Origin of the sequence: Pantoea ananatis LMG 2665 (assembly GCF_000710035.2) — a bacterium.
In the GTDB taxonomy this organism is placed as follows: domain Bacteria; phylum Pseudomonadota; class Gammaproteobacteria; order Enterobacterales; family Enterobacteriaceae; genus Pantoea; species Pantoea ananatis.
The window spans coordinates 998,798-1,025,113 of record NZ_JMJJ01000004.1 but is presented as its reverse complement, the minus strand read 5'-3'; the positions used below and the strand labels follow the sequence as shown (position 1 = coordinate 1,025,113).

23 protein-coding genes are annotated in these 26,316 nt (G+C 49.8%); 6 read left to right on the top strand and 17 right to left on the bottom strand.

What is annotated here, in order from left to right; all coding sequences use genetic code 11:
* The first annotated feature begins 1 nt into the window (after position 1).
* The 3 genes from EL29_RS06655 to EL29_RS06645 all read left to right on the top strand — a co-directional run bounded on the left by EL29_RS06655 (position 2) and on the right by EL29_RS06645 (position 2,929).
* Positions 2–1,369 (top strand): aspartate aminotransferase family protein, encoded by a 1,368-nt coding sequence (locus EL29_RS06655; protein ID WP_028715100.1) that lies wholly within the window; start codon positions 2–4, stop codon positions 1,367–1,369.
* Between the two features lie 10 nt (positions 1,370–1,379).
* Entirely contained in the window at positions 1,380–1,883 is a 504-nt protein-coding gene (locus EL29_RS06650) for an Lrp/AsnC family transcriptional regulator (protein ID WP_013025688.1), read from the top strand.
* A gap of 662 nt (positions 1,884–2,545) precedes the next feature.
* Positions 2,546–2,929: a hypothetical protein gene (locus EL29_RS06645; protein ID WP_015700368.1), complete on the top strand. Its 384-nt coding sequence runs from the start codon at positions 2,546–2,548 to the stop codon at positions 2,927–2,929.
* A gap of 440 nt (positions 2,930–3,369) precedes the next feature.
* Here the strand turns inward: EL29_RS06645 and EL29_RS06640 are convergent, their stop codons facing one another.
* From EL29_RS06640 to EL29_RS06620, 5 genes are all read right to left on the bottom strand, one after another.
* On the bottom strand, positions 3,370–4,197 hold the full coding sequence (locus EL29_RS06640) for an MBL fold metallo-hydrolase (RefSeq protein ID WP_013025685.1): 828 nt from the start codon (positions 4,195–4,197) through the stop codon (positions 3,370–3,372).
* A gap of 106 nt (positions 4,198–4,303) precedes the next feature.
* The gene (locus tag EL29_RS06635) at positions 4,304–5,011 is read right to left on the bottom strand and encodes an alpha/beta hydrolase (protein ID WP_019105268.1); all 708 of its coding nucleotides are present in this window, start codon (positions 5,009–5,011) and stop codon (positions 4,304–4,306) included.
* Between the two features lie 104 nt (positions 5,012–5,115).
* Positions 5,116–5,697 carry a histidine phosphatase family protein gene (locus EL29_RS06630; protein WP_014593637.1) on the bottom strand — a complete coding sequence of 194 codons (582 nt, stop codon included), beginning with the start codon at positions 5,695–5,697 and terminating at the stop codon, positions 5,116–5,118.
* Positions 5,698–5,869: 172 nt separating this feature from the next.
* Complete coding sequence (locus EL29_RS06625) at positions 5,870–6,973, bottom strand: mechanosensitive ion channel family protein (protein WP_015700371.1); 1,104 nt, start codon at positions 6,971–6,973, stop codon at positions 5,870–5,872.
* 581 nt (positions 6,974–7,554) lie between these two features.
* On the bottom strand, positions 7,555–8,442 hold the full coding sequence (locus tag EL29_RS06620) for an SDR family oxidoreductase (RefSeq protein ID WP_014593635.1): 888 nt from the start codon (positions 8,440–8,442) through the stop codon (positions 7,555–7,557).
* 124 nt (positions 8,443–8,566) lie between these two features.
* Between EL29_RS06620 and EL29_RS06615 the strand changes: the two genes are divergently transcribed.
* A complete protein-coding gene (locus EL29_RS06615; protein ID WP_421930406.1) occupies positions 8,567–9,469 on the top strand; it encodes an AraC family transcriptional regulator in 903 nt (300 codons plus the stop codon).
* A gap of 89 nt (positions 9,470–9,558) precedes the next feature.
* On the opposite strand, the gene EL29_RS06610 is transcribed toward EL29_RS06615, so the two are convergent.
* The 7 genes from EL29_RS06610 to EL29_RS06580 all read right to left on the bottom strand — a co-directional run bounded on the left by EL29_RS06610 (position 9,559) and on the right by EL29_RS06580 (position 17,530).
* Positions 9,559–10,989: a purine-cytosine permease family protein gene (locus EL29_RS06610; RefSeq protein WP_028715097.1), complete on the bottom strand. Its 1,431-nt coding sequence runs from the start codon at positions 10,987–10,989 to the stop codon at positions 9,559–9,561.
* Between the two features lie 513 nt (positions 10,990–11,502).
* Positions 11,503–12,372 carry an N-acetylmuramoyl-L-alanine amidase gene (locus tag EL29_RS06605; RefSeq protein ID WP_459542266.1) on the bottom strand — a complete coding sequence of 290 codons (870 nt, stop codon included), beginning with the start codon at positions 12,370–12,372 and terminating at the stop codon, positions 11,503–11,505.
* 24 nt (positions 12,373–12,396) lie between these two features.
* A complete protein-coding gene (locus EL29_RS06600; protein ID WP_028715095.1) occupies positions 12,397–12,672 on the bottom strand; it encodes a helix-turn-helix transcriptional regulator in 276 nt (91 codons plus the stop codon).
* 686 nt (positions 12,673–13,358) lie between these two features.
* Positions 13,359–13,607 carry a helix-turn-helix transcriptional regulator gene (locus EL29_RS06595; protein ID WP_013025676.1) on the bottom strand — a complete coding sequence of 83 codons (249 nt, stop codon included), beginning with the start codon at positions 13,605–13,607 and terminating at the stop codon, positions 13,359–13,361.
* A 51-nt stretch (positions 13,608–13,658) separates the two neighbouring features.
* Positions 13,659–14,363 (bottom strand): fimbria/pilus periplasmic chaperone, encoded by a 705-nt coding sequence (locus EL29_RS06590; protein ID WP_013025675.1) that lies wholly within the window; start codon positions 14,361–14,363, stop codon positions 13,659–13,661.
* Positions 14,335–16,695: a fimbria/pilus outer membrane usher protein gene (locus tag EL29_RS06585; protein WP_028715094.1), complete on the bottom strand. Its 2,361-nt coding sequence runs from the start codon at positions 16,693–16,695 to the stop codon at positions 14,335–14,337. Before EL29_RS06585 ends, EL29_RS06590 begins: the two co-directional genes overlap by 29 nt.
* A 55-nt stretch (positions 16,696–16,750) precedes the next feature.
* On the bottom strand, positions 16,751–17,530 hold the full coding sequence (locus tag EL29_RS06580) for a DUF1120 domain-containing protein (RefSeq protein WP_013025673.1): 780 nt from the start codon (positions 17,528–17,530) through the stop codon (positions 16,751–16,753).
* A 1,671-nt stretch (positions 17,531–19,201) separates the two neighbouring features.
* Between EL29_RS06580 and EL29_RS06575 the strand changes: the two genes are divergently transcribed.
* Complete coding sequence (locus EL29_RS06575; RefSeq protein ID WP_014593630.1) at positions 19,202–20,107, top strand: winged helix-turn-helix domain-containing protein; 906 nt, start codon at positions 19,202–19,204, stop codon at positions 20,105–20,107.
* Positions 20,097–20,558 carry a YqeJ family protein gene (locus EL29_RS06570; protein WP_014605915.1) on the top strand — a complete coding sequence of 154 codons (462 nt, stop codon included), beginning with the start codon at positions 20,097–20,099 and terminating at the stop codon, positions 20,556–20,558. Before EL29_RS06575 ends, EL29_RS06570 begins: the two co-directional genes overlap by 11 nt.
* Positions 20,559–20,642: 84 nt before the next feature.
* Here EL29_RS06570 and EL29_RS06565 read toward each other — a convergent pair whose 3' ends face one another.
* The 5 genes from EL29_RS06565 to EL29_RS06545 form a co-directional block, all read right to left on the bottom strand.
* A complete protein-coding gene (locus EL29_RS06565) occupies positions 20,643–22,223 on the bottom strand; it encodes a sensor domain-containing diguanylate cyclase (RefSeq protein ID WP_028715093.1) in 1,581 nt (526 codons plus the stop codon).
* 25 nt (positions 22,224–22,248) lie between these two features.
* Positions 22,249–22,629: a hypothetical protein gene (locus EL29_RS06560; protein WP_024471565.1), complete on the bottom strand. Its 381-nt coding sequence runs from the start codon at positions 22,627–22,629 to the stop codon at positions 22,249–22,251.
* A gap of 120 nt (positions 22,630–22,749) precedes the next feature.
* Positions 22,750–23,736, bottom strand: a complete 987-nt coding sequence (gene yjfF / locus EL29_RS06555; protein WP_014593627.1) for a galactofuranose ABC transporter, permease protein YjfF — start codon at positions 23,734–23,736, stop codon at positions 22,750–22,752.
* Positions 23,733–24,749, bottom strand: a complete 1,017-nt coding sequence (gene ytfT / locus EL29_RS06550) for a galactofuranose ABC transporter, ATP-binding protein YtfT (protein ID WP_014593626.1) — start codon at positions 24,747–24,749, stop codon at positions 23,733–23,735. The genes yjfF and ytfT overlap by 4 nt, the downstream gene beginning before the upstream one ends.
* A complete protein-coding gene (locus EL29_RS06545) occupies positions 24,742–26,262 on the bottom strand; it encodes a sugar ABC transporter ATP-binding protein (RefSeq protein ID WP_022622728.1) in 1,521 nt (506 codons plus the stop codon). Before EL29_RS06545 ends, ytfT begins: the two co-directional genes overlap by 8 nt.
* Positions 26,263–26,316: the final 54 nt, after the last annotated feature.

The following is a 26,316-nucleotide window of genomic DNA, read 5'->3' as shown; positions in this document are numbered from 1 at the left end:
TATGAAAAGCACGACAGATCTCAATATGGTAAACGCCTATATCCCCGGCCAGGTCGACGTGGGGCCGGTCACCGCCGCGATGATTCAACGGCGCGATGCGCTGCTCGGCCCAGCCTATCGCCTGATGTACGAGCATCCCTTACATATCGTGCGCGGTGAAGGCGTGTGGCTCATCGATCCTGAGGGCCGTCGCTATCTGGATATTTATAATAATGTCACCTCGCTCGGGCACTGCCATCCTGCCGTCACCGAGGCCATCTGTCAGCAGGTTCAGACGCTGGCAACAAATACCCGCTACCTGCACGACACCATTCTGGAACTGGCCGAACGCCTGCTGGCCACCGTGCCGGAAACCGCGCTTGCGCATCTGATGCTGACCTGCACAGGCAGTGAGGCCAATGACCTGGCTTACCGTATTGCCAAAGTTCGTACCGGGGGCACCGGCATTATTGTGACCGAGACGGCCTATCACGGCATCACGGACGCGGTTTCTCAGTTTTCGCCCTCTTTAGGCACGTCGGTGGATCTTGGCGCCCATGTGCGCCTGATTCCTGCCCCACGGCTTTATCATGCTGAGGGAGCCGATCTTAGCGAGCGCTTCACGCGCGACGTGGAAAACGCAATCGCCGACCTGCAGCGTCACGGCATCAAACCCGCCGCGCTGATCGTCGATTCCTTGTTCACCAGCGATGGCATCTTGCCTGGTCCGGTGGGCTTTATGAAAGGTGCAGTTGAAACCATCAAGCGGGCCGGTGGCGTGTTTATTGCCGATGAAGTTCAGCCCGGCTTTGGGCGCACAGGCGAGACAATGTGGGGCTTCCAGCGCCACGGCATTATGCCGGACATGGTGACGCTGGGCAAGCCGATGGGCAACGGTCAGCCGATTGCCGGTCTGCTGGCCACCGCTGATGTGCTGGCGGAGTTTGGTCAACGCTCACGGTATTTCAATACTTTTGCGGGCAATACCGTTTCCTGCGCAGCCGCACTGGCCGTTCTGAAAACCATTGAAAGGGATGGCCTGGTTGCCCATGCGCGCGATGTAGGCAAACAGCTGCTTGATGGCATAACCGCGCTGGGTAAAAAGCATGAGGCGATCGGTGATGTTCGCGGTGCCGGCCTCTTCGTTGGCGTGGAACTGGTTTCCGATCGTCTGTCGCGCACCCCGGATCGCTGGCTGACCAGTCAGGTGGTGAACAGAATGCGTCAAAAAGGCGTGCTGCTGAGCGCATGCGCAATGGGCCACAACGTGCTGAAAATTCGCCCACCGCTGGTCTTGACGGCAGATCAGGCGGGAATGATAATCGATGTCCTCGATCAGTCGCTGACAGAAGCGACGGCCGCCAGGGCTTCCCAGTCTGTTCTGAGGTAATCACCTGACCATGACGCACATTAAACCCCTCGATCGTACCGATATCAGAATACTTGAGCATCTTCAGCGCGAGGGGCGGTGTTCGATAGTGGAACTGGCTGAGGCGATCAGCCTCAGCCCCAGTCCCTGCCTGGCGCGCACCCGACGCCTGGAGCAGAGCGGAATTATTTCGGGTTACGCCGCCAGGGTTACGCTGAACAAACTGGGTAATAACCTGGTTGTGTTCTCCGAAATCACCCTGAACAGTCATTACCCGTCCGATTTTATCAAATTCGAATCCGGCGCCTGTAAGTACCGGGAGATTGTAGAGTGCTACAACATCAGCGGAGGCTATGACTATCTGTTAAAAATCATCGCCCCGAATCTTCACAGGTTTCAGGACCTGATGGATCGTTTGCTGGACGATGAGATCGGTATTGCCAAATTCGCCAGCCGGGTCGTTCTTCGGCAACCCTGGCAGTGGCGCGAAGAGCCACTGAGCGAGATTGCAACCGGGCAGGCAAGCTGGTCGTAGGGACTTATGGAGGCTGACGGCACGTCAAATCACAGGAAATGCGCCTGACCGTTACCCGCCTGTCGATAAGACCCGAGCTCAGACCAAAAGCGCGATTTGCCCCTCATCAGGGGCTGACATTTCTGTGAGGGGTGCCGACTGTACTGGACGGTTGTTCCCACTTCCCGGTCCGGCTTTGAAAACATCCTGTTTGTCCACGTGCCCCTGGTGTAAGCCGACTGCCAGGCACTGCGAAACAGCGCGCCAGCAGCAGAACGGCGTTGCGACCTGTCCATGTGGTAATGCGATCAAAGACATTGCCGTACGGTGCCCTGAAGCATCCAAAAACACCACCCTGCAACGCATCTTTTCTGGCTGCACGCCATGCATCACACCGTCTCACGAGGCTTAAGGCCAGCATCGCCAACGGGATCACCGCGCCCGGTTTCTACGCCGTTTTTGGCTGATAAGAGGCCCTGTTGGAAGAGGGAGTGCAGTGCTATAGTGCCCTTTACGCTCAGCGCAGCAGAGACTGACGTAAAGGCGCTGATCGGCTTTCTGCACCCTGTTAACCCCGGCTTTTCGACCGTAGCTGAGGGTGACTTTAGGGATGAGCCTGATGCAGCGGTATTATCCGCAATAAACCAGGCCGAACGTTAAGGCTTTGAGCGGTGAAAATGATCATGCGATATCAGATGGCTGTCTTGTTGTTTGCAGGAACAACCGCTGCGCTGGCAGCGCCCCCCGTTGCCAATGTCTGGCAGATCTATCAGGCTGAACTCGCTCGCCAGTGCCCAGCTAAACATCTTGAATGGCTCGCACCGGCTGACATTCGTGATGCGCTTGATGACTATCAATCCCATCTGAGTACCGGTTTACAAAGTGCGATGACGACCGCCGAACGTCACAGCTGCCGCGATGTGTCGGCAGGTGTGACATGTGACAATGTCGGTGACCTGGATATTGCCTGGAAAAACGACTTAATGCCCGCTGTTGCGGCCTCTTTTTGTCGCCGTTTTACGATGTGCCGAAAACAGTCGGACTGCGACAACCTTGCTGCACCTTAGCGCTCGCCTACCCGCCACCGACGCGAAACCTAAGCCCATGCCGGAATCCGCAGAAGCCTTGCGATCCTTTTTAAGACAATCAATAACTGCGCGCAACGGCGCAGACATCAACCGGCGGGGAAAATAGCGCCAGGGGCAGGCAAAAAAGGCCCACCACGCGTCATGCAGCGGCATGAGTTCGCCTGTCTTAACGTGAGGCAGCCGTCCGTTTTCGAACGTCGCGGTCACGCCCTAGCCTTTTAGGGTCAGATCGCTCGCACCAGATACACCGTTAACCCCAATAAACAGTCAGGCGTCCGGGCGCATCCATGCGAACCGTTTCTCCGTTGCGCGCGAACGTGGGGAAATCCTAGATTGATGCCGCCTGCCCCGGCACCGCCATTCAACGCGGGGCGCACTGAGGTCAGGCAAGGATGACAACGTGAGATAACCCAACCGGCTCAGACAAAACGCCATTCAAAGCCGTTTGCCGTTTTATTGATATAACCGGCGGAACTTCGGGCAAAGTGAGCGCTGAACCATAGCGCCTGATTCTCGACAGCCCATTCCATCGCCCAGCGGCGTTGAACTTCAGCCTGCTCTGCATTGGCACAAAAGCGTGAGGCCAGATGAGGCTGCCTGACCTGAAGCTCATTATGCATCAGGTCACCGCTGAATAAGGCATATTCCCCCGCACTGTGCAGGATAATCGACGCATGATCGTGGCTGTGCCCCGGCGTCGGGACAACGCGTAACACTTCTGCGAAATGCGGCGTTTGACTCACATCGAACGTCTCAAGTAAACCGGCATCGATCACCGGGTTAAAGCTGTCTTCTAAAACCGTTTTTCTTGCCGGATCGTTTTGCCAGCTTTTCAGGCCAATAGCGGAACAGTGATAGCGCGCATTTTTGAAAAATGGCGTCCACTTGCCTTCAACCTGATGAGTATTCCAGCCAACATGGTCGCCATGCAGATGGGTGAGCAAAACGATGTCCACCTCATCGGGATCAATGCCTGTCTCGCGAAAACGTTGTTCATAAGGCGTATCCAGTTGGTGGGAAAGCGGAGAGCCGGGACGCTCACGTCCATTACCACTCGCTGTATCAATGACAATGACGTTATCCGGCGTCCGGACAATCCAGCTATGCACCGAAAGCGCGATATTTTCAGGAGAAAGGCCGTCCAGCTGCTGGTCTGGATACAGCATGCTCACAGATAATGACGCCTCAAGTTCCGAAACCTTGAAGACGTCACAGTCACCCACGCGATAGTTCGATTTCTGTTTCACAGTAGCCCCTAAGACAGGATGAAATGATGCTTTTGATGAATATGATTGAATCGTATCAGCTGGAAGAGGTTATCCCTGCAAAAATCTCATCGCCCCGCCCTCTGTGCTAATCAGTCACCAGCCGGGCTATGTTTTCGCCCAAATCTAAAAGAAAGGCCTCTCGCGACGGATGTGAATCGGTTACCTGCGGAGGCAAGGTATTCATGAAGGTAAAATGCCCGGCCTCTTCCATCACACAGAGATAAGTCTGCGTGTAACCCTCCAGTGCCTGTTTAAGAAAGCAGGCCTGGGACGGGGGCGTCAGGCTGTCCTTTTCACCTGCCCAGATGTGAACAGGTACGTTCACCGCTGCCAGCGCAGACGGAACCTGGAAAAAATCGGCGGGCGGTGCCAGTAAAATAAGTCGATGCAACATCCGGTCGCCTGCGAAAACAACCGATTCCCCAGCGCTTGTCATCGCTACAGCCCCGGCATTCAGCAATAAAATCACGCTACCCAGGGAGTGGCCAACACCGGTAACCGACGCATAACCGCTACAAAATTCATTCTGAGCCCGCGCAAGCCGCTGGCAGCGTTCCAGTAATTCAGCTCTGGTGGGCACGGGTGAGGTCAACCGTTCAAAGTGTGGCGCGACAACGGAAACGCCATGGCGGGCAAAGGTCTGGAGAAGTTCAAGATGGCGCAGCGGACTGCCGCCCAGCCCCGCAGCAAAAAGGATACAGCGCGTCGCCCCCTTAACCTGCAATAAGGTGACGTCAAACGCCTCTTCCCCATGTTTGATCCGAGACGTTTCAGTAAGATCACTTTTGTCCATCAAAACGCATCCCGCTTAACCGATTGTCAAAAATATTAACAGGCTCTCGCCACCTTTACGCGTTGGATGCCGTTCTGCCACACAGTAAACCCCGGCTTCGTGAATTATGACTGGTCAGGACATTGGGATGAAACGTCATTGAGCCCCTCTGCATCCTGAGTAAATGATTTGAAGTGCTGGCGATCGTCAATTTTTACCACATAAATTGAATCAAAATCCGCTGACGGCCAGTCAGGTACAAGCCCCGCATCTCCGCCCGTTTTTTCAACAAGTGTCCGGGCAGCAATGACCAGATTTTTATGCTCCCAGGCGATCATGGTCAGCGGAACGCGTTTCTCATTGAGAAGGTCAGAGACCAGTTTACGGGGTTTATCCGCGTGAAAGCGCAGTATTACAGGCCTGGAAACCTGCACCGCCAGAGGGATCAGCGTGGAGAGTGGCCGCAGCGAACTCCCTGTTTTATCCTCTTTCGGTGCAGAGGCGTAAAGCGCATCCGGGTTTCCATAGCGGCTCAGCAACACTGCAGGAAGTTTCAAGGCCCGATTAAGACCTTTGCAGGTCAGTTGACCACTTGCGTTGTCGGGTTTTTCGCCATGACGAAAAAAAACATAGGTACTGTCGGCCTCAGCACTCAAGGGGACAAGGGCAGTACACGCAAACATTAATGCCAAAAATTTCTTCATCATGACGTCCTGTGAGTCATAAATTCGCCAGTAAGGGCCTGATTTCAGAGCAGTTCACTAACAACAGATAAACGGTCGATGAACGAATGAATCCGCTGACTGGCTGCACAAGTGCGCCAGACACAGGCACAATAGCGCTTATGCCCCGTCCGGCGCATCTGTATTCTGTGCGCTGTCACCCAAGCGAACCCGGTTGCGACCTGGCCTCCTGGCCGTTCATCTCCGAATCGGTCAGCGTCGCTCTGACATGCGGCAAACTCTGCGGATAATGTTGCTGAATAAACTCAATCATTTTCTCACGTACGTAACAGCGTAAATCCCAGGCCGTGGGAGAGTTCTGTGCGGTCATTAACAACCTGATGGTCATGGTTTTTTCGCTGGTATCGGTGACCTGGAGCACCTGCGTCTGCTGATCCCAAAGCCTCGTTTCACTGAGTACTTTTTCAAAATGCTGGCGGAGAGGTTCCAGCGGCATGGAATAATCCACGTAAAGAAAAACCGAGCCGAGTATTTGCGCGTTATTCCGCGTCCAGTTCTGAAAGGCATTTTCGGTAAAGTAGGTAATGGGCAGAACCAGTCGGCGCAGGTCCCAGATACGCACGACAACGTAGGTCAGATTGATCTCCTCAATCCAGCCCCACTCTTTTTCCACGACCACGGCATCGTCAATTTTTATCGGTTGCGTGAAGGCAATTTGGATTCCGGCAAACAGATTCACCAGCGACTTCTGCAGTGCAAAGCCAATGATGATTCCGGCTACGCCAGCACCCGCCAGAATCGTCGTGCCAAATTTACGCACACCCGGAAAGCTCAGCAGAATCATGGACAGACAGAATAACACCAGGATGACGATGGCGACCTTTTTGACATACATTAATTGCGTACGAATCTTGCGGGCGCGAAGGTTATTCGACAGATTAATGTCATAACGGATGAAGAGCATATCCTGCGCCACATTCGTCAACCGAATTAATACCGAGCAGACGGACAGGATGATAAAAATATTGGCGGTGGCGGTGATAAAATTCAGGGATTTTGGGGGGATATTAATATAATTCACCCCGATATTGATGAGCAGTAGGGGAATAAAAAGAAACAGGGATCCACGTAGATGCTTTTCAAGCGATTTGAACAGTTTTCTGTCGCGATTTTGCCAGTAGCGAATAAACACAAAAAGAACAAATCGGGACAGAAAGCCCACAATTAACGAAAAGATAACCAGTAAAACCGCAGGCACCCAAGTTGGCACCCCAGAGAACTCATCAAAGATCAACGACATCATTTTCCCTTCTCAAGCAATCGACAGCCTTCGGCTGTATGAAAGGTCACTAAAATCAGTAACCGCTGTTTTCTCGGTTATCTGCGAACGACGTGATTACGTATAGTAGTCTATGAAAAATTTGACCCACTGCCTCTTTAATCGGATAAAAACCGCGTAAGGCGGCCATTTTTAGCGGCGTTGTGTTCATAACCGACTGAAAATAAGACTTATTTACTTTCGGGCAAGTAAGATATCGCCATCGGTTTCACTCAACCGACATGCTCTGCTGGTAGCGTGGGAAATACGCGAAAGCGCAGCAAGGCCTGGCAGGCCTGGCTTCGGTGCAAAACATGCCGAGCGAGACAGGCACGATTGCCGCATAACCGCCACGTCAAAGACAAAGCCGTCATCTTGCAGAAGGCACGCACTCCTACCCGTCAGTTGAAAAAGGGGTTTTCCCGGGGGAAAGCATACTCCCGGCGCATCACTCACGCCTGCGGTGGGCGACGGGCAGAACGATGTCGCTTTGGCGGGGCATATTACGTTGAGCAGGTCCACTTAGAGTGCAGCGGACCTGGCAGAGCAGTGTTGTTATCCCTTTAACGCAGACGAACCTGCTCAAGGTCAGCCAGTAAGCCGGGCCCCTGTGGTTTCCAGTCCAGATCCCTGCGGGTGATTGCAGCCGAAGCAGACATGTCCTCTGCAACAAATTTGCTCAACGCGCCAAAGTGTGCTGATGCTTCACTCGCCCCAATGCGTACCACCGGCACATTAAGCACCTGTCCAATCGTTTCGGCAATGCTGCGCAGGGGAATACCTTCTTCTGCTACGGCATGATAGCGCCTGCCCGCCAGATTTTTTTCAAGGGCGAGGACATAAAGCCGTGCAGCATCACTGATATGTACTGCCGACCAGCGGTTCTGACCCTCGCCCACCCAGGCCGAGACGCCCTTTTGCCGGGCCGTTTCAATCAATGAGGTCACTAGCCCTTGTTTCAAGGGATTATGCACCTGAGAGAGCCGGATGACGGCAACATTGATCCCTTTTTCTAAGACCGCCATTGCGCCCCGTTCTGTCGCCTTACGCGGATTGCGGTGTTCAACGTTAACGTGGTTTTCAACTGCCAGGCTGCCAGGCCCTGCAGAGCCCAGCGCGACGGCGGACGTGACGATCAGCGGCCGCTGCGTTCCCGCCAGGGCTTCACCCAGCGCCTCAACCACCAGCCTGTCTTTTTCGCATTGGGCGACAAACGTGGAAAAATCATGATTAAACGCTGTGTGAATAACCCCGTCGCTTAGTGACGCGCCGCGCCGCAGGCATTGAAGATCGTTAATGTCGCCCAAAAAGGGTTCGACACCCGCAGCAGCCAGCACTTCCGCGCCTTTTTGGCTTCGGGTCAGCCCTGCAACCTGGTAGCCGGAGGCAATAAGCTGAGCGGCAACCGCGGTGCCGATAAATCCCGTCGCGCCGGTAAGAAAAATTCGCATCCTGTTCGTCCTTACTGTGAATCAGCCATCATTTAACAACCCGATGCAGCTAATTTAGACGGGAGGCGTAATACATTCTATGCTGGAACGTCGCTGTTTTATGTCCGATCGTCCGGAGCAGACTATGGACCCGCTATCACAGTTGTTATCGCTACTCAAAACTGAAAGTTACGTTTCAGGCGGTGTTGTTCTTGATCCTGCACAGGCAGTCCAGTGGCCCGCTCATGACGGGGTCAAATGCTATGCCGTCGTGTTTGGATCCTGCTGGCTGTCCGTTGAGGGACTGGCAGAGCCCGTCAGGCTCACCGCTGGAGAGTGTTATCTTTTACCTCCCGGCCCCCCTTTCAGACTGGCAACAGACTTAACGCAAAAACCGGTCGATTTTCAGACCGTCCGGACTGAAATGATTTCCGATATCGCAACCAAAACGCACGAAACGTCAGGTTGTTTTCTGGTAGGCGGGCATTTTTTACTGGCTGGCCGCGCTGCACGCCTGCTTTTGCATTCCTTATCACCCGTGGTGCATGTTCACAGAGACGCAGATAAAAAGGCGATGTATTGGGCACTTGAACGGATGGCTCAGGAAGTGCGCGACCCTCAGCCGGGCAGCGAGCTTATCGTGCAGCAACTGGCTTTTATGCTGGTCATACAGGCCCTGCGATTGCACGCCGATGACAGCACAACTCCCCGCACTGGCTGGCTCTTTGCTCTCCGCGATAAAAAGCTGAGCGCGGCGATAGCCTGTATGCACGATGCCCCCGGACAGGGCTGGACAGTGGAAACGCTCGCCACGCAAGTGGGAATGTCACGTTCGGCGTTCGCACAACACTTTAGCCAAACCGTGGGTATGGCTCCTGCTGCCTATCTCACCCAGTGGCGAATGCTGTTGGCCTGCGACCGCTTACAACAGACTGATGACTCTGTACTGCATATTGCCACCTCGCTGGGATACGAGTCAGAAAGTGCATTCAGAAAAGCCTTTAAGCGCGTCATCGGCTGCACACCTGGAAAATTCCCCGCAGGGTAACAGGTTCAAGCCTGCCCTGGCAGACGGCAACAGACGGGAATGTTGGACATGATGCGAGACGATCGCCGCGGTTGGCGATCGTCTCGCGGTTATTTGGCCGGGCAGACAGACGCTTCAAGTTTGCCCCGCCGATCCCACCGGCAGGCAAGCAGCCACAGCAGCGCCGTCACAATCCAGCCGATGATCCACGAGATGTCGTTGCCGGCAAAGATCCAGGTCAGCGAACCATGATAAAGCGGGTTATCGATAAACGGCAGTTGCACCAGCACGCCCAGAAAGTAGACCGAAATACCGGCCCCGTTCCAGCGCCCATAGCGCCCGTCTGGCTGCGACAGCGCCGGGATATCTACTTTGCCATGGGTGATGAGATAAAAATCAGTCAGGCTTATCGCGCTCCAGGGCACAAAGAAAGCCAGCAGAAACAGCAGGAAGTGCGTAAAGGATTTCAGGAAAGCCGGTTCACTCAGCAGGGCAATAACGCAGGCCAGCGTCACCATTGAGGTGACAAACATAACGCGCCCCGCCCGACTGAGCGAGGTTTGCTGGCGAAAACCCGACACAATGGTCGTCAGAGACATAAAACTGCCATAGGCATTTAACGTGGTGAACGTAATTTTGCCAAAGCAGATGGCGAAATAGATCACCATCGCCATGGTGGCGCTGCTGCCCAGACTCACAATATAGCCAACCTCATTGCCTGAAAAGGCCTTACCGGCGATCGCGGCAACGATCACGCCCAGGGTCATTGATGCCTGGGTGCCGGTCATGCTGCCAAAGAACACCGAGCAGAACAGCGTCCTTGCGGAAACATCGGCGGGAAGATAGCGCGAATAGTCAGAGACATAGGGGCAAAACGCAATTTGCCAGGAGGAAGACAGCGAGATCGCCAGCAGAAAGTTAGCCAGCGTAAAATGGCGATTCTGCCATACCGCCGATAAATCGTGAGTGGAGAGCAGCGTGATGAATAAATAGGCAAAGGCCAGGACGCCGATCACGCTCGCCAGTTTCCCCAGTTGATGAATCACACGATAGCCCAGCACCGCAATCACCACAATAAGGGCGCTAAACACCACCATTCCGGTCGCGTTGCTGACGTGAATAAGCTTCGCCAGCGCCTGTCCCGCCAGCACCGTACCACTGGCAGAAAAGCCGACGTACATTATACAGACCAGCACCAGGGGAATGACCGCACCGAATACACCAAACTGCATGCGGCTGGTGATCATCTGCGGTAACCCCAGGCGCGGGCCCTGAATGGCATGTAACGACATGATGCCCGCCCCGATGATTTGGCCGACCAGCAGCCCAACCAGCGACCACACCACATCGCCGCCCAGAACCACAGCCAGCGCGCCCGTGACAATGGCGGTGATTTGCAGATTACCGCCAAACCAGAGGGTAAACTGGCTGAAAGGCTGCCCGTGACGTTCGCGCGGCGGGATATAATCAATCGAACGGGTTTCTGACAGGCGCGGTTTCTCTGCGCCTGAATAATCTGCTGCAGGTGATTCAGCTGGCATAGTTTCCTCACTGGAACACAGCATACGCGGTGTGTTGAGACCTATTGTTGAACGGATGGATGCGTAAACGGTAGTACATGTATATACATGTAACGATACTGTCACGCGAGTTGAGAAGTTACAAGATGAGGCGTCATTGGAAAATGTGATGGTGCAGGCAAGCCTGACAGGTGACCACGCATCGCTTGCTAGCATGTCGGGCGTGAAAACGAACAATCGCGCTGGCTCCTGCCCTCAACCCGTCAGATTGACGTATTGAAGGCAAAGCCGAGTACAGGCGAAACGCGCCACATGCCTTACCAGGTGTTAAATCCACAACAGCCAACACGGTAAAATTGCGATATGAATCTCCGTCTGGCTCCGTTCACAAACTGACAGGAGCCCTTATAAGGAGTCAGCCTAAACATAACGTTTGCCCGTTAGCCGCCCACCCAGCACACCGCCTCTGCGTGACTGGCGTCCGTAACAGCCCGATGCTCAAAGTCGCTGCCTGGCCTTGAGTTGATGATCCCTTCAATCAATGGCCTTTGGGCGATACTGTTCGTTAAGCGCCTGAGCAATTGCCTCTGTTTCCGCATCAGGTATGCCGTTATCAAGCGCCGGTCTGAAGTGCATTTGAAACGCCTGAATGGTTTTTATAGTCTCCTCGTCCAGCACACCCGTTTGTGGAATAGCATCATATCCATAGGTTTTAAGTAGCACCTGCATTTTATGAACATTCACAGGTGCGGTTGGTAGACGACCGTTGAGATATTTTTTTATTTTCTCTGCTTCCGGCCAGGCCCCGATCCCCTGAGCAGCCAGTTGTTTCCAGGGAAACAGCTTACCGGGGTCTTGTTTTCGCAGGGGGGCGATATCACTATGACCGACTACGTTATCAGGGGTAATATTATAACGCTGGATAATACGCCTGGACAACGCGACAAGCGCCTTGATTTGTTTTTCATCGTAGGGATACCAGGTTTTATGTCCCAACATATTTTCTGAAAAACCACGATTAACAATCTCAATACCGACAGAAGAATCATTGAGATTGACACGCCCATTCCAGTTACTGACACCGGCGTGCCAGGCGCGCTTATCTTCATGGACCAGTTGATAGATGAGGGGTTTATCTGCTGTATTGTCAGGCGACTCAGGAATAAGGTAATGGGCGCTGACATTATTACCTGTAAGAAGTTTTAACGATGTCGCGTTATCAGCGGCCGTGTAATGAAAAACCAGGAAACGAATACGTTCGTTTTGGGCGAGTGAAGAATAATCATGGCTCAGCGTATAGTCTTGCCTGTTTGCTTTTGACGAAATGCTAGGGCTACAACCTGTAAGTGATAACAGTAAAAACAGGCTGGTAAGGATGCATCTTACATTCTTTTTAATTCCCATATCAATTAAATCCTTTTGCAACATTTACTTTATCCTGATCGCTCTTTTATTCTGACGGAGGATAGAAAATTCAATCTCGCTCCTCTGATAAGAAAGCCTGCTTTCCAAAAACCACATAATGAATTCATTATCATTCTTCACGCCGATTTTTTTCATCACTCTCCGTTTATAATAACTGACTGCTTTCTCCGGCAGATTCATCCATTCGGCTATTTGCCTTACTGTCATCCCGGTCATAAAAAACCAGGTAACCGCTACTTCATTTTCAGTAAATGTCAGACAACGTTTTGCATTATCCATAAAAGTCACAACCCCTCCACTGGAGCAATAATTTTTTATCTCTCCACAAATAACCAAAAAAAATATTTAATTAACAATTAACTTCAAATCCCAACCTGTCATTCATCATCCCAACGCCATATAAAAATGCCCCCTTCCCTAACCTGGTGGCATTCAGTGAACGACTAGCTAAGATAATTCCGGATTGTACGTACCGGATTAACATGCCCCGCTAAACCGGCATCATAATTTCTAAAAACGCCGCATTTAATTGATAGAAACCCTAAGCACGAAGCCACACAGAACAGATTTCCATTCTCAGAATATCGGATGTACTGTTTTTTATTAGCCTCTCGCTATTTTCATATTCAATAAAGCGTTCAGCTCAGAACATTGAGATAACAATTTTAGGACGTTACACAACCAGAAAGGGTATTATCTGCGCCTGTCTGTAACTCATCCCCCGCCAGTTACAGAAAGGCGCAGAATCCTCCGGCAATATCTTTCCCCCCTACAGCGGCCAAAAGCCCCCTTTTCCTCGCAACGTTTTGCCAGCACCGCCTCCAACGCCATAAACCTTCCCTGCACCTGCCCACATACATTGCGGAGAGGAAGGCATATCGCCGGCACAGTGCCGAGAGCGTTCGCCAAAATATTCAAACCACGTACACCCGATGGTTATTAATTGGATGAATCCTCGTTTTGCACTAACCCTCCCTCTCCTCAAGACTAAAAGAGGGACGGTTGGCGATGAACCAGAGAATAAGTTCCTTATTGTTTTTCACACCTAATTTACGCATCACCCTGCGTTTGTGGTAACGAATTTTCAGCACATCCATGCCTGTCCGGCACGCAATCTGCTGTAATTTCATTCCGGTCATGTAAAACCCTATTACGGCAATTTCTTTGTCCGTTAAAAAAACATTTTCTCCATGTTTCCCGATAACCCTAAGCACATGTTATCTCCATAGCGAATCAGTAAACCTCAAAGGCGCGCCTGCAATAAACTACAGGGTGACTTTGTTTGTTTTTAACTGATAATTATAATCACTGACGCTGGTGATGCTCAGATGCATACCCTTTGAAAGTGGATGAGAAGGTGTAGCGCACAACGTCTCCTGCGGAAGAACATAAGGCTTCGTAAAAGTGATTTTCGATCCGCCTTCATCTGTATTAACCAAAGGTGAGAAACGGAACACTTTAGCGCTGGGATTACTTATACAGAGATCGCCGCGGACTAACTGATATTGTACGCGCTGCCACATATCTTTTTGCTCGATATCTTTTCTGACGTTAACTACGACCGGCAGATCTTGCCCAATGAGAATTTTCACCTTTCCATCGCTGACCTCATCCTTAGGTGGTAATCCTGTAAATACGACGCGCGCGATATGCTCTTTTACATCCGGCGTATTGGTACGGTAAATTACCCGAATGCTCTGGATGTCGCCTGGACCTATTACAATAGCCTGAGGTTCAGTATACAGTGTGCCACCGGCAAGATTATCGTCTGGTAGACGCCGGATTTTGCTGTAAAGCAGCACACTTTTATCGCCATTATTCTTAATATCAATAGTCGACTCCTGCTTACCTGACTCGATCAACACCGCTGATGATGAAGGTAGAATTTCGGCACTGGCATCATGAATAAGACCTGTAAATATGAAAACACTCATAGAAACGTTACGAAGCATGGCAGTTGAAAATAACATTTTTAATACTCTCCTGTTGATTCAGACGACGAGATGAAAGTTTACATTGCATATTTAAATGCGTAGGTGACGACATACCTTCTGATTCCAGCTTTCCGATATCTTTTTCATCGATTAAAAGAATATCTTTGTCGATGAAACGGGCAATTAATTTTCCAGAACCGTCATAAAAAAGATCAATCTGATGAATGTCAGAAGGTTTGTGGCTCCATTTCAACAGCATTGAACGGTTATCCGCTATGCCAAATTTAAAGAACGGCACCGATCCACGAACAGCTGAAAAATCTCTGACGTTGTTTTTAATGATTACACCTGATGGCAGACCTTCCGGGCTAACGCGAATAAAATCATTTCGTCCTTCAGCGACAGGCGTAATTATGGCTTTTCCATCATGATTGGTGACCGCACTACTTTGTAATGAGGCGACATCAAGATAATGATGGACGCCTGTGTCGACCACCGCCCAGGTATTGCCAATACGGTTTGGTGAGAAAATAACGCCTTCTTTACTAATGGCAACAGCACCGGATAAATATGCCGCGGTGGTCTGCGATACGCCTCCGGCATCTCGTCCCTGGGAGAGCGAGACATCCGCAGTGGTGTAAGGTGTAATGACGGCATTATCCAGCGAGTAGCTTTCTGAACGACCCGCGCCCGACGTACGCATCTGGCTGGCAGTCACGGTATAGTTTTTAGATACCGGCGCACTGAGCGAATTCGACAGGCGCGCTCTGTTACCGTACGTGTAATACTGACTTCGCCAGTTAGCGCTGTGTTTGTTGAAACTTAGTGGAAGGCTCAAGAAAAGATTGAGGCTGATCTTATCTTTTTGCGTTTGTCCGGGGCTTAATGACATGTAGGAGACACCTACGCCCAACGAAGCTTTTCCCACAGGTAAGTTCAGACTGCCTGACAATGAATTGAAACCAGGCGCATCGTAGAAACGATAATGTGTTAACGAGATACTTCCTGTCACGCCATAGGAAAACTGCTGCGTCTGCGTTAAACCAATGCTGCTCCGCTGTGCATTGTAATTCCCGAGTCGTGCCTGGCCAATATAGCTAAAATGCCGGCTGTTACGACTAAAATTAAGGCTGGTATTTTTATAGCTGCCTGAAACATCCAAACTCAGGCCCTTCTGGTTTTTCTCATTTTGTACGCTTGTCAGGCTGGAGCGAAAGCGAAAATCTTTTTCGAAAGCCGTATTGCTGACCGTAAGCCCGCGATAGCCTGACGCAGTGACCATAGCGACCGATGGGGCGAAGATTGAATTTAGCGTTCTGGAGAAACCGGCGCCGCTTACCGTGCTTCTGCTGCCGCTAACGGTACGTCCCGTAAAAGCATAATAGCCCGCGTTACCATCCTGGTCAGAGGTGATTTGCGCGCGTGAGATGATGCGCGAGTCAACGATCTGCCCGTCTCGCTTAACCAATACCCTGACGTCATCACTAAAGCCAGCTACCGGAATATTACGCAGTTCCGCATGGCCTTTCTGAATGATTTGTTTCCAGAGAAGCAAGTTATTTTGCCAGAACTCGACAGTCAGCGTTTCTGCAGCTTCATAATTAAAGTTCACAAATGCCGTCGCGTTGCCGTTGGCGGAGGAGATGATGGCACCATCAATATAGCCAGTGCCAAACCCACCATCGCTAACGATTGTTCGTCCTGCGCGGACGCGAACATTTTGATAGTCTCGCTCAATATAGCCATCACGTATCGTGTTAACCGCCGTACGTGCGTTACGGCTGCTAAAGGAACTGTAGTAACCATGTGAGCGAATAATCGTATTGTTCATATTAATTCCGGCTTCATAATCTGTATTGATACTGTTGAGGGAGGTTTCTCCTCCTGAAAAGCGATAGGCATAGGTATTGTAATTTATAAATGCCCCGTTCCCGCCACTCAACCTTTGCTTCCCCTCTGGATTAATCAGATATTTTACAGGGACTAATAACCGTAAGGTATTATTAGCCCGATCAAATTTAGCCTGAATCTGTTTATCCAGATAAAAATATTTACTGCCATTTCTGGCTTTGTAGGGCGACCATGCTAACGCTTTTATTCCTGCTTTTAATTTTATGTCTTCCGAATAAACCGCTGCATTTTTAACCGAAAAAACCCTTCCTGATAAAATATATTTTCCATTGATGTAAATATCAGATTCCGTTTCTCGCTCTGGCATTACATGCTGATTAAGTGCATTATCAAGCTGCGCAGAAGTGATACCATTCGCAGCCATCAAATTAGAATCAAAATGTAGCGTTTCACTCCGCACTGGTGCTATAAAAATTAAAAAGAAAATAACAGTAACAACATAATATATTTTTTGCATGTCAAAATCAGGCACCTCATAGGGAGATGCCTGCTGTCGCTCTCAAAAAAATAAATTAGAAATAACGTACGTTAATCTGTGCAGTACCCTGCCAGTCAACCTGTTGTGCATTGGTTATCATATTTCCGGCGTTTAATTGCGGTTCGATGTCAAACACCCATGAAATAACTTTCCCTGAGGCTGGTGCACTAGTCGTTTCATCCCATGGTGTCCAGTCTTCCGTTTTCTTATAACTCCAATTGGCATTTAACACACGACCAAACGCAGTACCACTATGCGAACCACTATTCTGGTAACCGAAAGAGGTCGTATTGGTCACGCCGTCTACCGTTGATGAAACAGGGCTGATGGTAAAATTCCCCAATTTATTTCCCGTTACCGGATCCATCCCTAAACCAAAAATACGCGTACTATCTGCATGCCCACTTCTGTTATTGGTATTCACACCCACCATAGCACTGCTTTCATTGGGGTCGGTCGCCCAGAATGCCACTTTCTGCGCTGAGGGACAACTTACCTGTAATGTCACTTGTTTCGCTGCAAAGGTATTGACCGCGGTTTGATTAAGATCTTTGTGCTGAGTAATCCCCCAGTCAAGAGCCTCACCGCCTACAACATTTGCTGTACAGGCGTTCGGCGCAATGATGCCATGAACATTAATGTCGGTTCCCGCCATGGCTGAATGGCAAAATAATGCACTGGTGGTGAAACTCAACGCTAATACTGTTTTATTAAAAGACACGTTATTCTTCCTTATCTCTGTATAAAAAAATCGACACAAGCCGCTCAGGCTTAATGCGGTGAGAAATATAACGTTAAACATTGAAATCGCCATATGAATTAATCTCTTTTTTTATAAAATAATCTTTTGTTTTTTATTGTTAAAAATCAATAAGATAGACACATACCCTATGCCACATTTAAAGCAATGTTTTTTTGATTGATTTATAAATAAATTCAGAAAAGAACATACACATCAACTCCAAATATTTACTTATCACTGCGTGAAAACCCGTCTTTTAAAGATTGCAATGGACACCTGCCGGATTAGACTGCCCTTTCCAGTTCCTTTTCATACTTTTTTCTGTGTCGAAGCGTCAGTACACACAACGCCATGCCGTCACATCTGATTGACGCTGTTTCATTGCCCTACTAATCACGTTTAAAATAGACAAACGTTCAGCCTGACGCTGTCGTTAGTCACTCAATCTGAATGCATTACTTAAGATTTTTCATTCCTGACCATTTTCATTCCTTTAGTTCATTACTGGTTTACATTGACTCACAGCCATATCTTTTAGTCAGATAGTCGTACCAGAAAAGCTTACCGTTTTATCCTACCTTCCCGTTAAATCAGCAATATGTTTGAAAAAGAAAGTGCGGTGCAAACCGTGACGCTCTTAGAACATTGGGCCTCAGGCCTGGGTAGCGCACTTTTCGATACTTAACGTCAGGAGATCAGGAAACGACAGACATTCTGTCAGGTCGATGAGAGTGGTGTTTGTTACAGCGGGATATTGATTACATGATATCTACGATGCGTTGCTAAGCCATAATGTCGCAGGTATGGATAAATACAGCATGACACAGGTAAGTGAGGGCAGTTAAAAACATCATCAACGCCCCATTGAAATGCAATACCTTAACGTTAAACGAAGCAACGTAAGATTCTGTGATGCCCACCTTGAATTCTCGCGTGATTTACTTAAACCACGGCTGATGCGTGATCTCAGGCTGCAGTGACGATGAGTATCATTGAGGTAGAGGTTCTTTGAAAATGGAGGGTGTATTCGTTCCGCTCAGTCTGCAATCTGGGCTTAATCTGGTTGGTTTAACAACCCTGCACATTATTTTCTTGCAGATTTTATCCTCGCCCAACCCCCCTGGTCGCATGATGTCTGTCTGCGCGACCTGAGGATTGCGCGCATGCAGCTACGCCTACCTCTGATGTGGATAGCGCTGACGGCTTATTAAAGTATGTATGTGCGTTTTTCATATGAGTGCGTATGCTGACAACAACGTCTGTTTTGAATGATGCAGTGAACGGCAGCAAGCGCGTAAACCAATGAGAGTTCAAATGAATCTGACACCTGCCGTTGACCAGAACGCCTGACTGACAGGGCAAATGAGAATGTATATAATTACTATTAGAGAAATTTTTGAGAAGTTAATTGCGCGTTTTAACATCGTTATCTGCTGTCTTTCGCGTGCGACAGCGGGCTACATAAGAAGCCTAAACCCGCTTCAGGTTCCCTCTAAAAACATTACTATTTTTTATTAAATTAAATTTAAAATTATAAACAATAAAATCAATTACTTACAACTTAAATCATGTATTTTATATTCCACTTAAATTAAAAAAGCCAAAGGCATGCAAATAAAACTCTTTTATTTAATTTGATTTGGAAATTATTCAGCACTATGCTGATGTCGATTCAGATAACAAATTTTTATCTATTAATTCCTTTCAATAGATGGGTATTCATGTCCATTTCTTTTGGTACAGATGGAGAGCACTTTGAGCCGAAAGATTACACTTAATCACTTTCTGGTTTTTGAACCCGAGAAAAAAAGAATTACTGGCAGAGGCAATCCGGCGATCATTAGTGCTTCAGCATCACTATGCTTCGAGTTGCTCATTGAAAATGTCGGTGAGTTAGTCACTCATCAACAGTTTTTTGACTATGCATGGCGTCGTTTTGGCATGGAGCCGACCTCTACGTCCCTCTATCAGAATATATCCAGCCTCAGGCGCGCACTGAGTAAAGCCGGACTGCAGGAAGACATCATTCGAACGATGCCCCGGCGTGGTTTTATTCTGTCACCACAAACCGTGGTGATGAAAGAAAATACCGTTACAGCCTCTTCAGCAACTGTCTTGAGTGAGAAAAATTATGAACCTCTTTCGTCAGAAGAAAACACAGAATCGCACGAGGGAGCATCTCCAGCCGTGTTACAGCACGCAGATGTCGAGGATGATAAAGATGATAAGACGGTTTTACCCTCAACACGTCAACGTGATCACTCGCCATGGCTACCCACAACAGAAATGTTGTTAGCACGACTCTCTTTTAAAAATGTGTTTTTTACCGCCATCACTTTCGTTTCTTTTTGCTGTATTTTTATTTTTATCAAAGTCGAACCGCAATCGGCAGAGCCCGTTTTCGCTCACAGCATGGACTATAAAGGCTGCGTGATTTTTAATAACTCAGACGCCTGGCTCAATAGCGCTGAGTTAAAAAAACGCGTAGATGATTTGGATATCAATTGTAAAGACAGTCAATATATCTATATGACATCTTTTAAAAATGCTGACAGACTCTCTTACTTTCAATGCCAGCACCCCTTGCACGCTACAATTCGAGCAAACTGTCTCTCTCATTATTATGTTAAGAATTTCAATGATGAATAAAATTCTGGTTCTGACAGGGCTATGCTTTATCGCTCTTTTATTGTATCCATTTAGTGGAAACCGGGAACACCGTATATCATGTAAAGCGGATATTTCTTATCAGTGGCAAGATAGCACGCTAAATTTATTCATTTCTCAAAACATCCAGAATGGCAAAGGTATACTGGCTCTCTCTGGTACGCTTCATGAAAAAAATAAAGCCGATGGTTATTTAAGTAAAACCATATCTTTCTCCTATCGAGAACAGGGCTATTATTATCACCTTAACTCAGATTTGGTCATCAACTCGCCACAAATGACCATGAGCGTTCAGGATCAAAGAAAATGGTTACCTGATTTCTTTATTGAAAAAGGGAAGCCTCTGCTGCTGAAAATCAGGCCTTACGGTGATAAAGCCTGGCTTTTTTACTCTGAGACTACGCCACTTTTCGTCTGTGAAAGAAGTAGTTAGCTTTTTTAACGATTTTTCACCCTTGTCCACTGCACGACGCTGAGATCTCAATGTTGATAATCTTGACGTCGTGCAGTGCATTTTTTACGACGAAATCAGTTTACTTCTGGCAGAAACAACTCTGTTTCGCCCCTCATGCTTTGCCTGGTACAACCATTGGTCAACGGAAAGCAATGTTTCCTCAATATCGTTGTTATGGTGAGCTAAACTCTCCACGCCAGCTGATATTGTCATTTTTCCTATTTCGCTAAATTGCGCACATGCGATATGTTCACGGATACGATTTGCAATAGATTCAGCCTCTGAGATTTGTGTATTCGGAAAGAAAACAACAAATTCTTCGCCACCAAACCGACAAACAATATCGTTAGTGCGGCAGCCTTTTTTTAAAAACATCGCGACGGCAACTAACGTTTTATCACCGATATCATGCCCATAGTGATCATTAATGCGCTTAAAGTAATCGATATCGAAAGAGGCAAGACTATGTTCGTTTTTAGCAGAGAGGTAAGGCGCGGTAAGTTGCTCAAATCCACGTCGGTTATACAGTTTGGTCAGATGATCGGTTATTGCATCATCACGTAATATGGCCAACGTTTTATTAATTGTGTTCGAATAAGCCAAAAAAGATTTTTTCAGCCGGTCAGATTCTTTATACCACGTTTTTATACCCTTGATTTTGGGAGGCAAATCCTTCGTTGTAGTAGACCGGGTCAGGCCAGCGAGTCTTTCGAGCGGTTTGGAAATCTGCGTGGAAACAAAGATGCTCACACCGACCAATAGCAATGCTATCACCAGTCCATAAACCAACACATCTTTAGCGATAAGCGTGAGTGTCGTGCTGACCACGTCAGGCGAAACGCATACGAATACGTGCCAGTTGGTTTTGATAACGTCTGAATAGCCTAACAGGCAGTCGCGTTGTTCTAACGTTGTCTTTAATCCACCGCTGCTGGCCTGATTCAGCCGCGTCGTCAGGCTGGTAGTCAAAGGATTGTTTTTTCCTGTAAGCATCTCATCAGGTGAATAAATGACTTCTCCAGTATCTGAAACAATGCTGATCGTTGTTTTATCAGTGTAAAAATGATGGCTCATGAGGCGGCTTAAAATACTTTTTCTTTTCAGGTAGATAGATCCTGCAATATAACCCAGATACGCCCCCGAAGAGGAATAGATCGGGTTCGACAAAAAAATGAGATAGTTACCTGTGGAAGGTGTAAAGGGTTCTGATACGAACGCCCCCTTTTTTACCGCCATCAACTGCTCAGGGGCAACATTCAAAGACGTACCAACAGGCAGTAAACCTGGTGGAGAGGATGCCGCAACGTAACCGTCTGGCGTTAGCATCACGACTGAACTGAACATATCCGATTGCAGTCTTAATCTGTCAGCTTCTTGCTGTAGTGCCTGTTTGTCTTCAAAACGTTTAATCTGAGTGGCACTGTATGCAAGCTCTTTTTGTGCCGTTCTGAATGTACTGTCGGTCATATCAGCAAGCTTACGGGCATAGGCGGTGTTAGATTCAATAATTCTTTTTTCAGTCAGAACCTTAAGAACAACGCCCACCACCAATATCAGCATGAGTGCAGTAATGACTATGCAACCAACAGAATGCAGGCACAGAAGCCCTTTTAACGAGGGTTTATAGGTTTTATTCATTCCCACAGCAGGTCTCTGTTATTTGCCATCATTATTTCAAAGATATTAGCACTGCCTGGAAAAAACAAAGCGTTTCACGGCTAAACGTCACCCTCTTACTCTCGCTAATCAGCGACATCGCGCTGATAAAGGCGTAAATCCAGCGCTTGCCAGACTGGCAATCCGGTGACGCAGTTATACCGCTGGCACCCTCTTCTCCATCATTAACCTTATTCTGCCGTGAAAAAAGAGGCGGGCCGTCGTTAACGTCTTCTGAAACAGGCCAAATACGTACAGGACAGGCATTCATTGCAAATGCGTTATGACCTGCTAGCAATAATAAACCGACATAACGCAGAGGGAATGGACATGCTTTATCCGTGATTGAGAAAGCATGCAGGCTGGCATGATGTGATACAACGCATGCACCCACACGATGAATAATCCCTGTTCAGGCAATGCTTATTCACTCACGCTCTCTCACCTACCATTACCGATTATGGGTTGCGCCACCTGCTACTCAAAAAAGCGGCGCATCAGCGCCGCCCTTAGCTTATTGAATCAGCCGTTTCACCGGCGCGTTCCGTTGACGATCCCAAATTACCGTCAGCAGGCGCTGTAACGCGATAAACGCAAACAGCAAAATGCCAATAGCAATCTTGGTCCACCAGGAACTGAGCGTGCCGTCAAAGTTGATCCAGGTTTGAATAAGCCCCTGAATTAACACGCCGAACAAGGTGCCCAGCACCGTGCCTACGCCACCCGAGAGTAAGGTTCCGCCAATCACTACAGAGGCAATCGCATCCAGTTCCACGCCCAATCCAGCCAGGGCATAGCCCGCCGAGGTATAGATGGAAAACACAATGCCGGCCAGCGTCGCCAGGGTAGTCGACAGCATGTAGATCTTAATGGTGGTGGCGCGGGTTGAAACGCCCATGAGTTGCGCGGAGGTCAGGCTGCCGCCAATCGCATAAACCTGATTACCAAAGCGAGTGCGATGCGCCAGAATGATCCCGCCCGCCACCACCACCAGCATGATCAGCGCCAGCAAACTGAGCCGCCCGCCCCCCGGAACCTTCCATGCCATGCTGGACAGCGTGGCGTAAAGAGGATGATCGATCGGAATAGAATTCTCAGAGACCAGGTAACTGCAGCCGCGCAGAAAAAACATGCCCGCCAGGGTGATAATAAATGCGGGAATTTTCAGCGCATCAATCAGCCAGCCCATCATGGCACCAAACATCGCTCCCATACTCAGGATGAGGGCAAACGCCAGGACGGGGTTGAGGTGATAGTCACCGATAACCTTTGCCAAAAATACACCCGAAAACGCAATGACGGCCCCCACCGAAAGATCGATGCCGCCCGATAAAATCACAAAGGTCATACCGACAGCGATAATGCCGAGGAAGGCGTTATCCGTCAAAATGTTACAGATCACCCGCGTGGAAGCAAAGCCGGGAAACTGGCTCAGGCAAAACAGATAGCCCATGACGAACACCAGTAGGGTGATCATTAGAGGCAGATGACGTTTAATCATGATGGACGTCTCCGTTTAAACATCGCAATAAAGCGCGGGGATTGCAGAAGCAGAACGCACATGACCACTATCGCCTTCACCACCTGATTCAACTCTGGCGGAAAGCCAGAGAGTAGAATACCGGTGTTCATCGACTGAATAATCAGCGCACCTATCAATGACAGCACGATGTTAAACCGGCCGCCCATCAGGGATGCTCCGCCGATGACCACGGCGAGAATCGCATCCAGTTCCAGCCACAATCCGGCATTGTTAGCATCTGCGCCACGAATATCCGCCGCCACAATCAGGCCGGCTACCGCCGCGCAAAGGCCGCTGATGGCATAGGTGGACATCACCACCAGCCAGCCATTCACGCCTGCATTGCGCGCGGCGCGCAGGTTAATGCCCACGGCTTCGATAAACAGCCCCAGGGCGGTTTTACGCGCCAGTAGCCAGACCAGCAACGCAACCGCCACCGTTATCCAGACCGGCACCGGTAACAACCACAGCGCCCCATTCCCAAACCAGCCAAGGCTGTCATTATTAAAGGTTACGATTTGCCCCTGAGTAATAAGCTGAGCAATACCGCGTCCGGCGACCATTAAAATCAGCGTGGCAACAAACGGCTGGATACGGAGTAAGGCCACCAGAATGCCGTTCCATATGCCGCAGGCCAGACCGCTGGCCAGCGTCACCATAATGATAAAGGGTACACCGTGCCCGGCGACGGTCAGCGTAGCGGCGGTGGCGCCGGCAATCGCCATCACGGCGCCGACCGACAGGTCGATCCCGCCGGTGGCGATGACCAGCGTCATGCCGATGGCCAGTAAAGCAACGGGCGCGGCGCGGTTGATAATGTCGATCGGACTGCCAAACAGCCGTCCGTCCTGAAGATGAATCGCAAAAAAGTTATTCGCGACCAGGCTGTCAACTAACAGCACCAGCAACAGGGCAATAATCTGCGGCATGCCGGGCGGCAGCCTGAACTTGCGACGTTGAGGTTTGGTCGCGGTGACCGGGGATTCAAGCATGCTGCGTACCTCCGTCAGCAATAGCGTTAACGATTGCCGCCACTGAAAGCTGCTCCAGTGGAATTTCAGCCACCTGTTTCAGATCACGCATGATCAATACACGATCGGCGTAGCCGACCAGCTCTTCCAGCTCTGAAGAGATAACCAGCAGCGCCAGACCATCAGCACACAGCGACTCGATGAGGCGGATAATTTCCGCATGAGCGCCCACATCAATGCCGCGCGTCGGTTCATCCAGGATCAGGAACTGCGGTTTTGTCACCAGCCAGCGTGACAGCAGAACCTTTTGCTGATTGCCGCCCGATAACAGCTCAACGGGCTGCTCTGCATGCGGCGTGCGAATACCCAGACTTTTAATAAAACGTTCGGCAATCGCCTGCTGTTCCCGTTTTTTAATCGGCCGTAACCAGCCGCGCTGCGCCTGCAGGGCCAGAATAATGTTTTCCCGCACCGAGGCCGCACCAATGATACCGTCGGTTTTGCGGTCTTCCGGACAGAACCCCATGCCCAGGCGTGAGGCCTGTGCAGGCGTGCGAATGTGTTCAACTTTGCCTTTGATCTTTGCCGTACCGCGATCGGCGCGACGAATACCAAATAACACTTCGGCCGTTTCAGTGCGTCCGGACCCCAGCAGTCCGGCCAGCCCCACCACTTCGCCGGGCCTGACCTGCAGGCTGAAAGGCTCGATCGTGCCTTTCTTGCCGTAATCTTCAAAAGACACCACAGGCTGATTACTGCGTAGCGTGCTGCCCTGACGCTGCAGCGCGGTCGCCATCAGCTCACGGCCAATCATCAGTTTCACCAGATCAATCTGCGGCAGCGTTGCCGTGTCATGCGTGGCGATGAATTTACCATTGCGCAGTACGGTGATGCGGTCGGTGATGCGATAAACCTGATCCAGAAAATGCGTGACGAAAATCAGGCTCATGCCGCGATTTTTCAGCTGCGTCATGAGGGTAAACAGCATTTCAACCTCGCTGGCATCCAGGCTGGCAGTAGGTTCATCCAGAATCAGGACCTGCGCAGAAAGATCGACAGCCCGGCAGATGGCAATGATCTGCTGCATGGCGACTGAATAGTGGCCAAGGGGCCGGGTGACATCAAGGGCAAAACCGTAATTACGCATCAGGGCATCGGCATCGCGAACCATGCGCTTACGATCGATCATGCCAAAACGACGCGGTTCACGCCCGATATACAGGTTATCTGCCACCGACATGTTGGGCAGCAGGTTAACTTCCTGATAAACCGTACCGATACCGATATCCTGGGCTTCGGCGGTGCTGTGCGGCGAAATCGCCTGGCCGTTTAGCGTTACTGTGCCGCTGTCCCGGGTGTAAACGCCGGTCAGGACTTTTATGAGTGTGGATTTTCCGGCGCCGTTTTCACCTAACAGCGCCATGATCTCGCCTTTACGCAGGCTGAAAGACACATCGTCCAGCGCTTTGACGCCCGGGAAGCCTTTACTGACGCCGCTGATGGCTAAAAGAGGTTGTTCGTTGTGTGTGGTCATGCTGTCAACTCCGCCCTACATCATGGAAAACCGCCCCGAAGGGCGGCCTGCGGC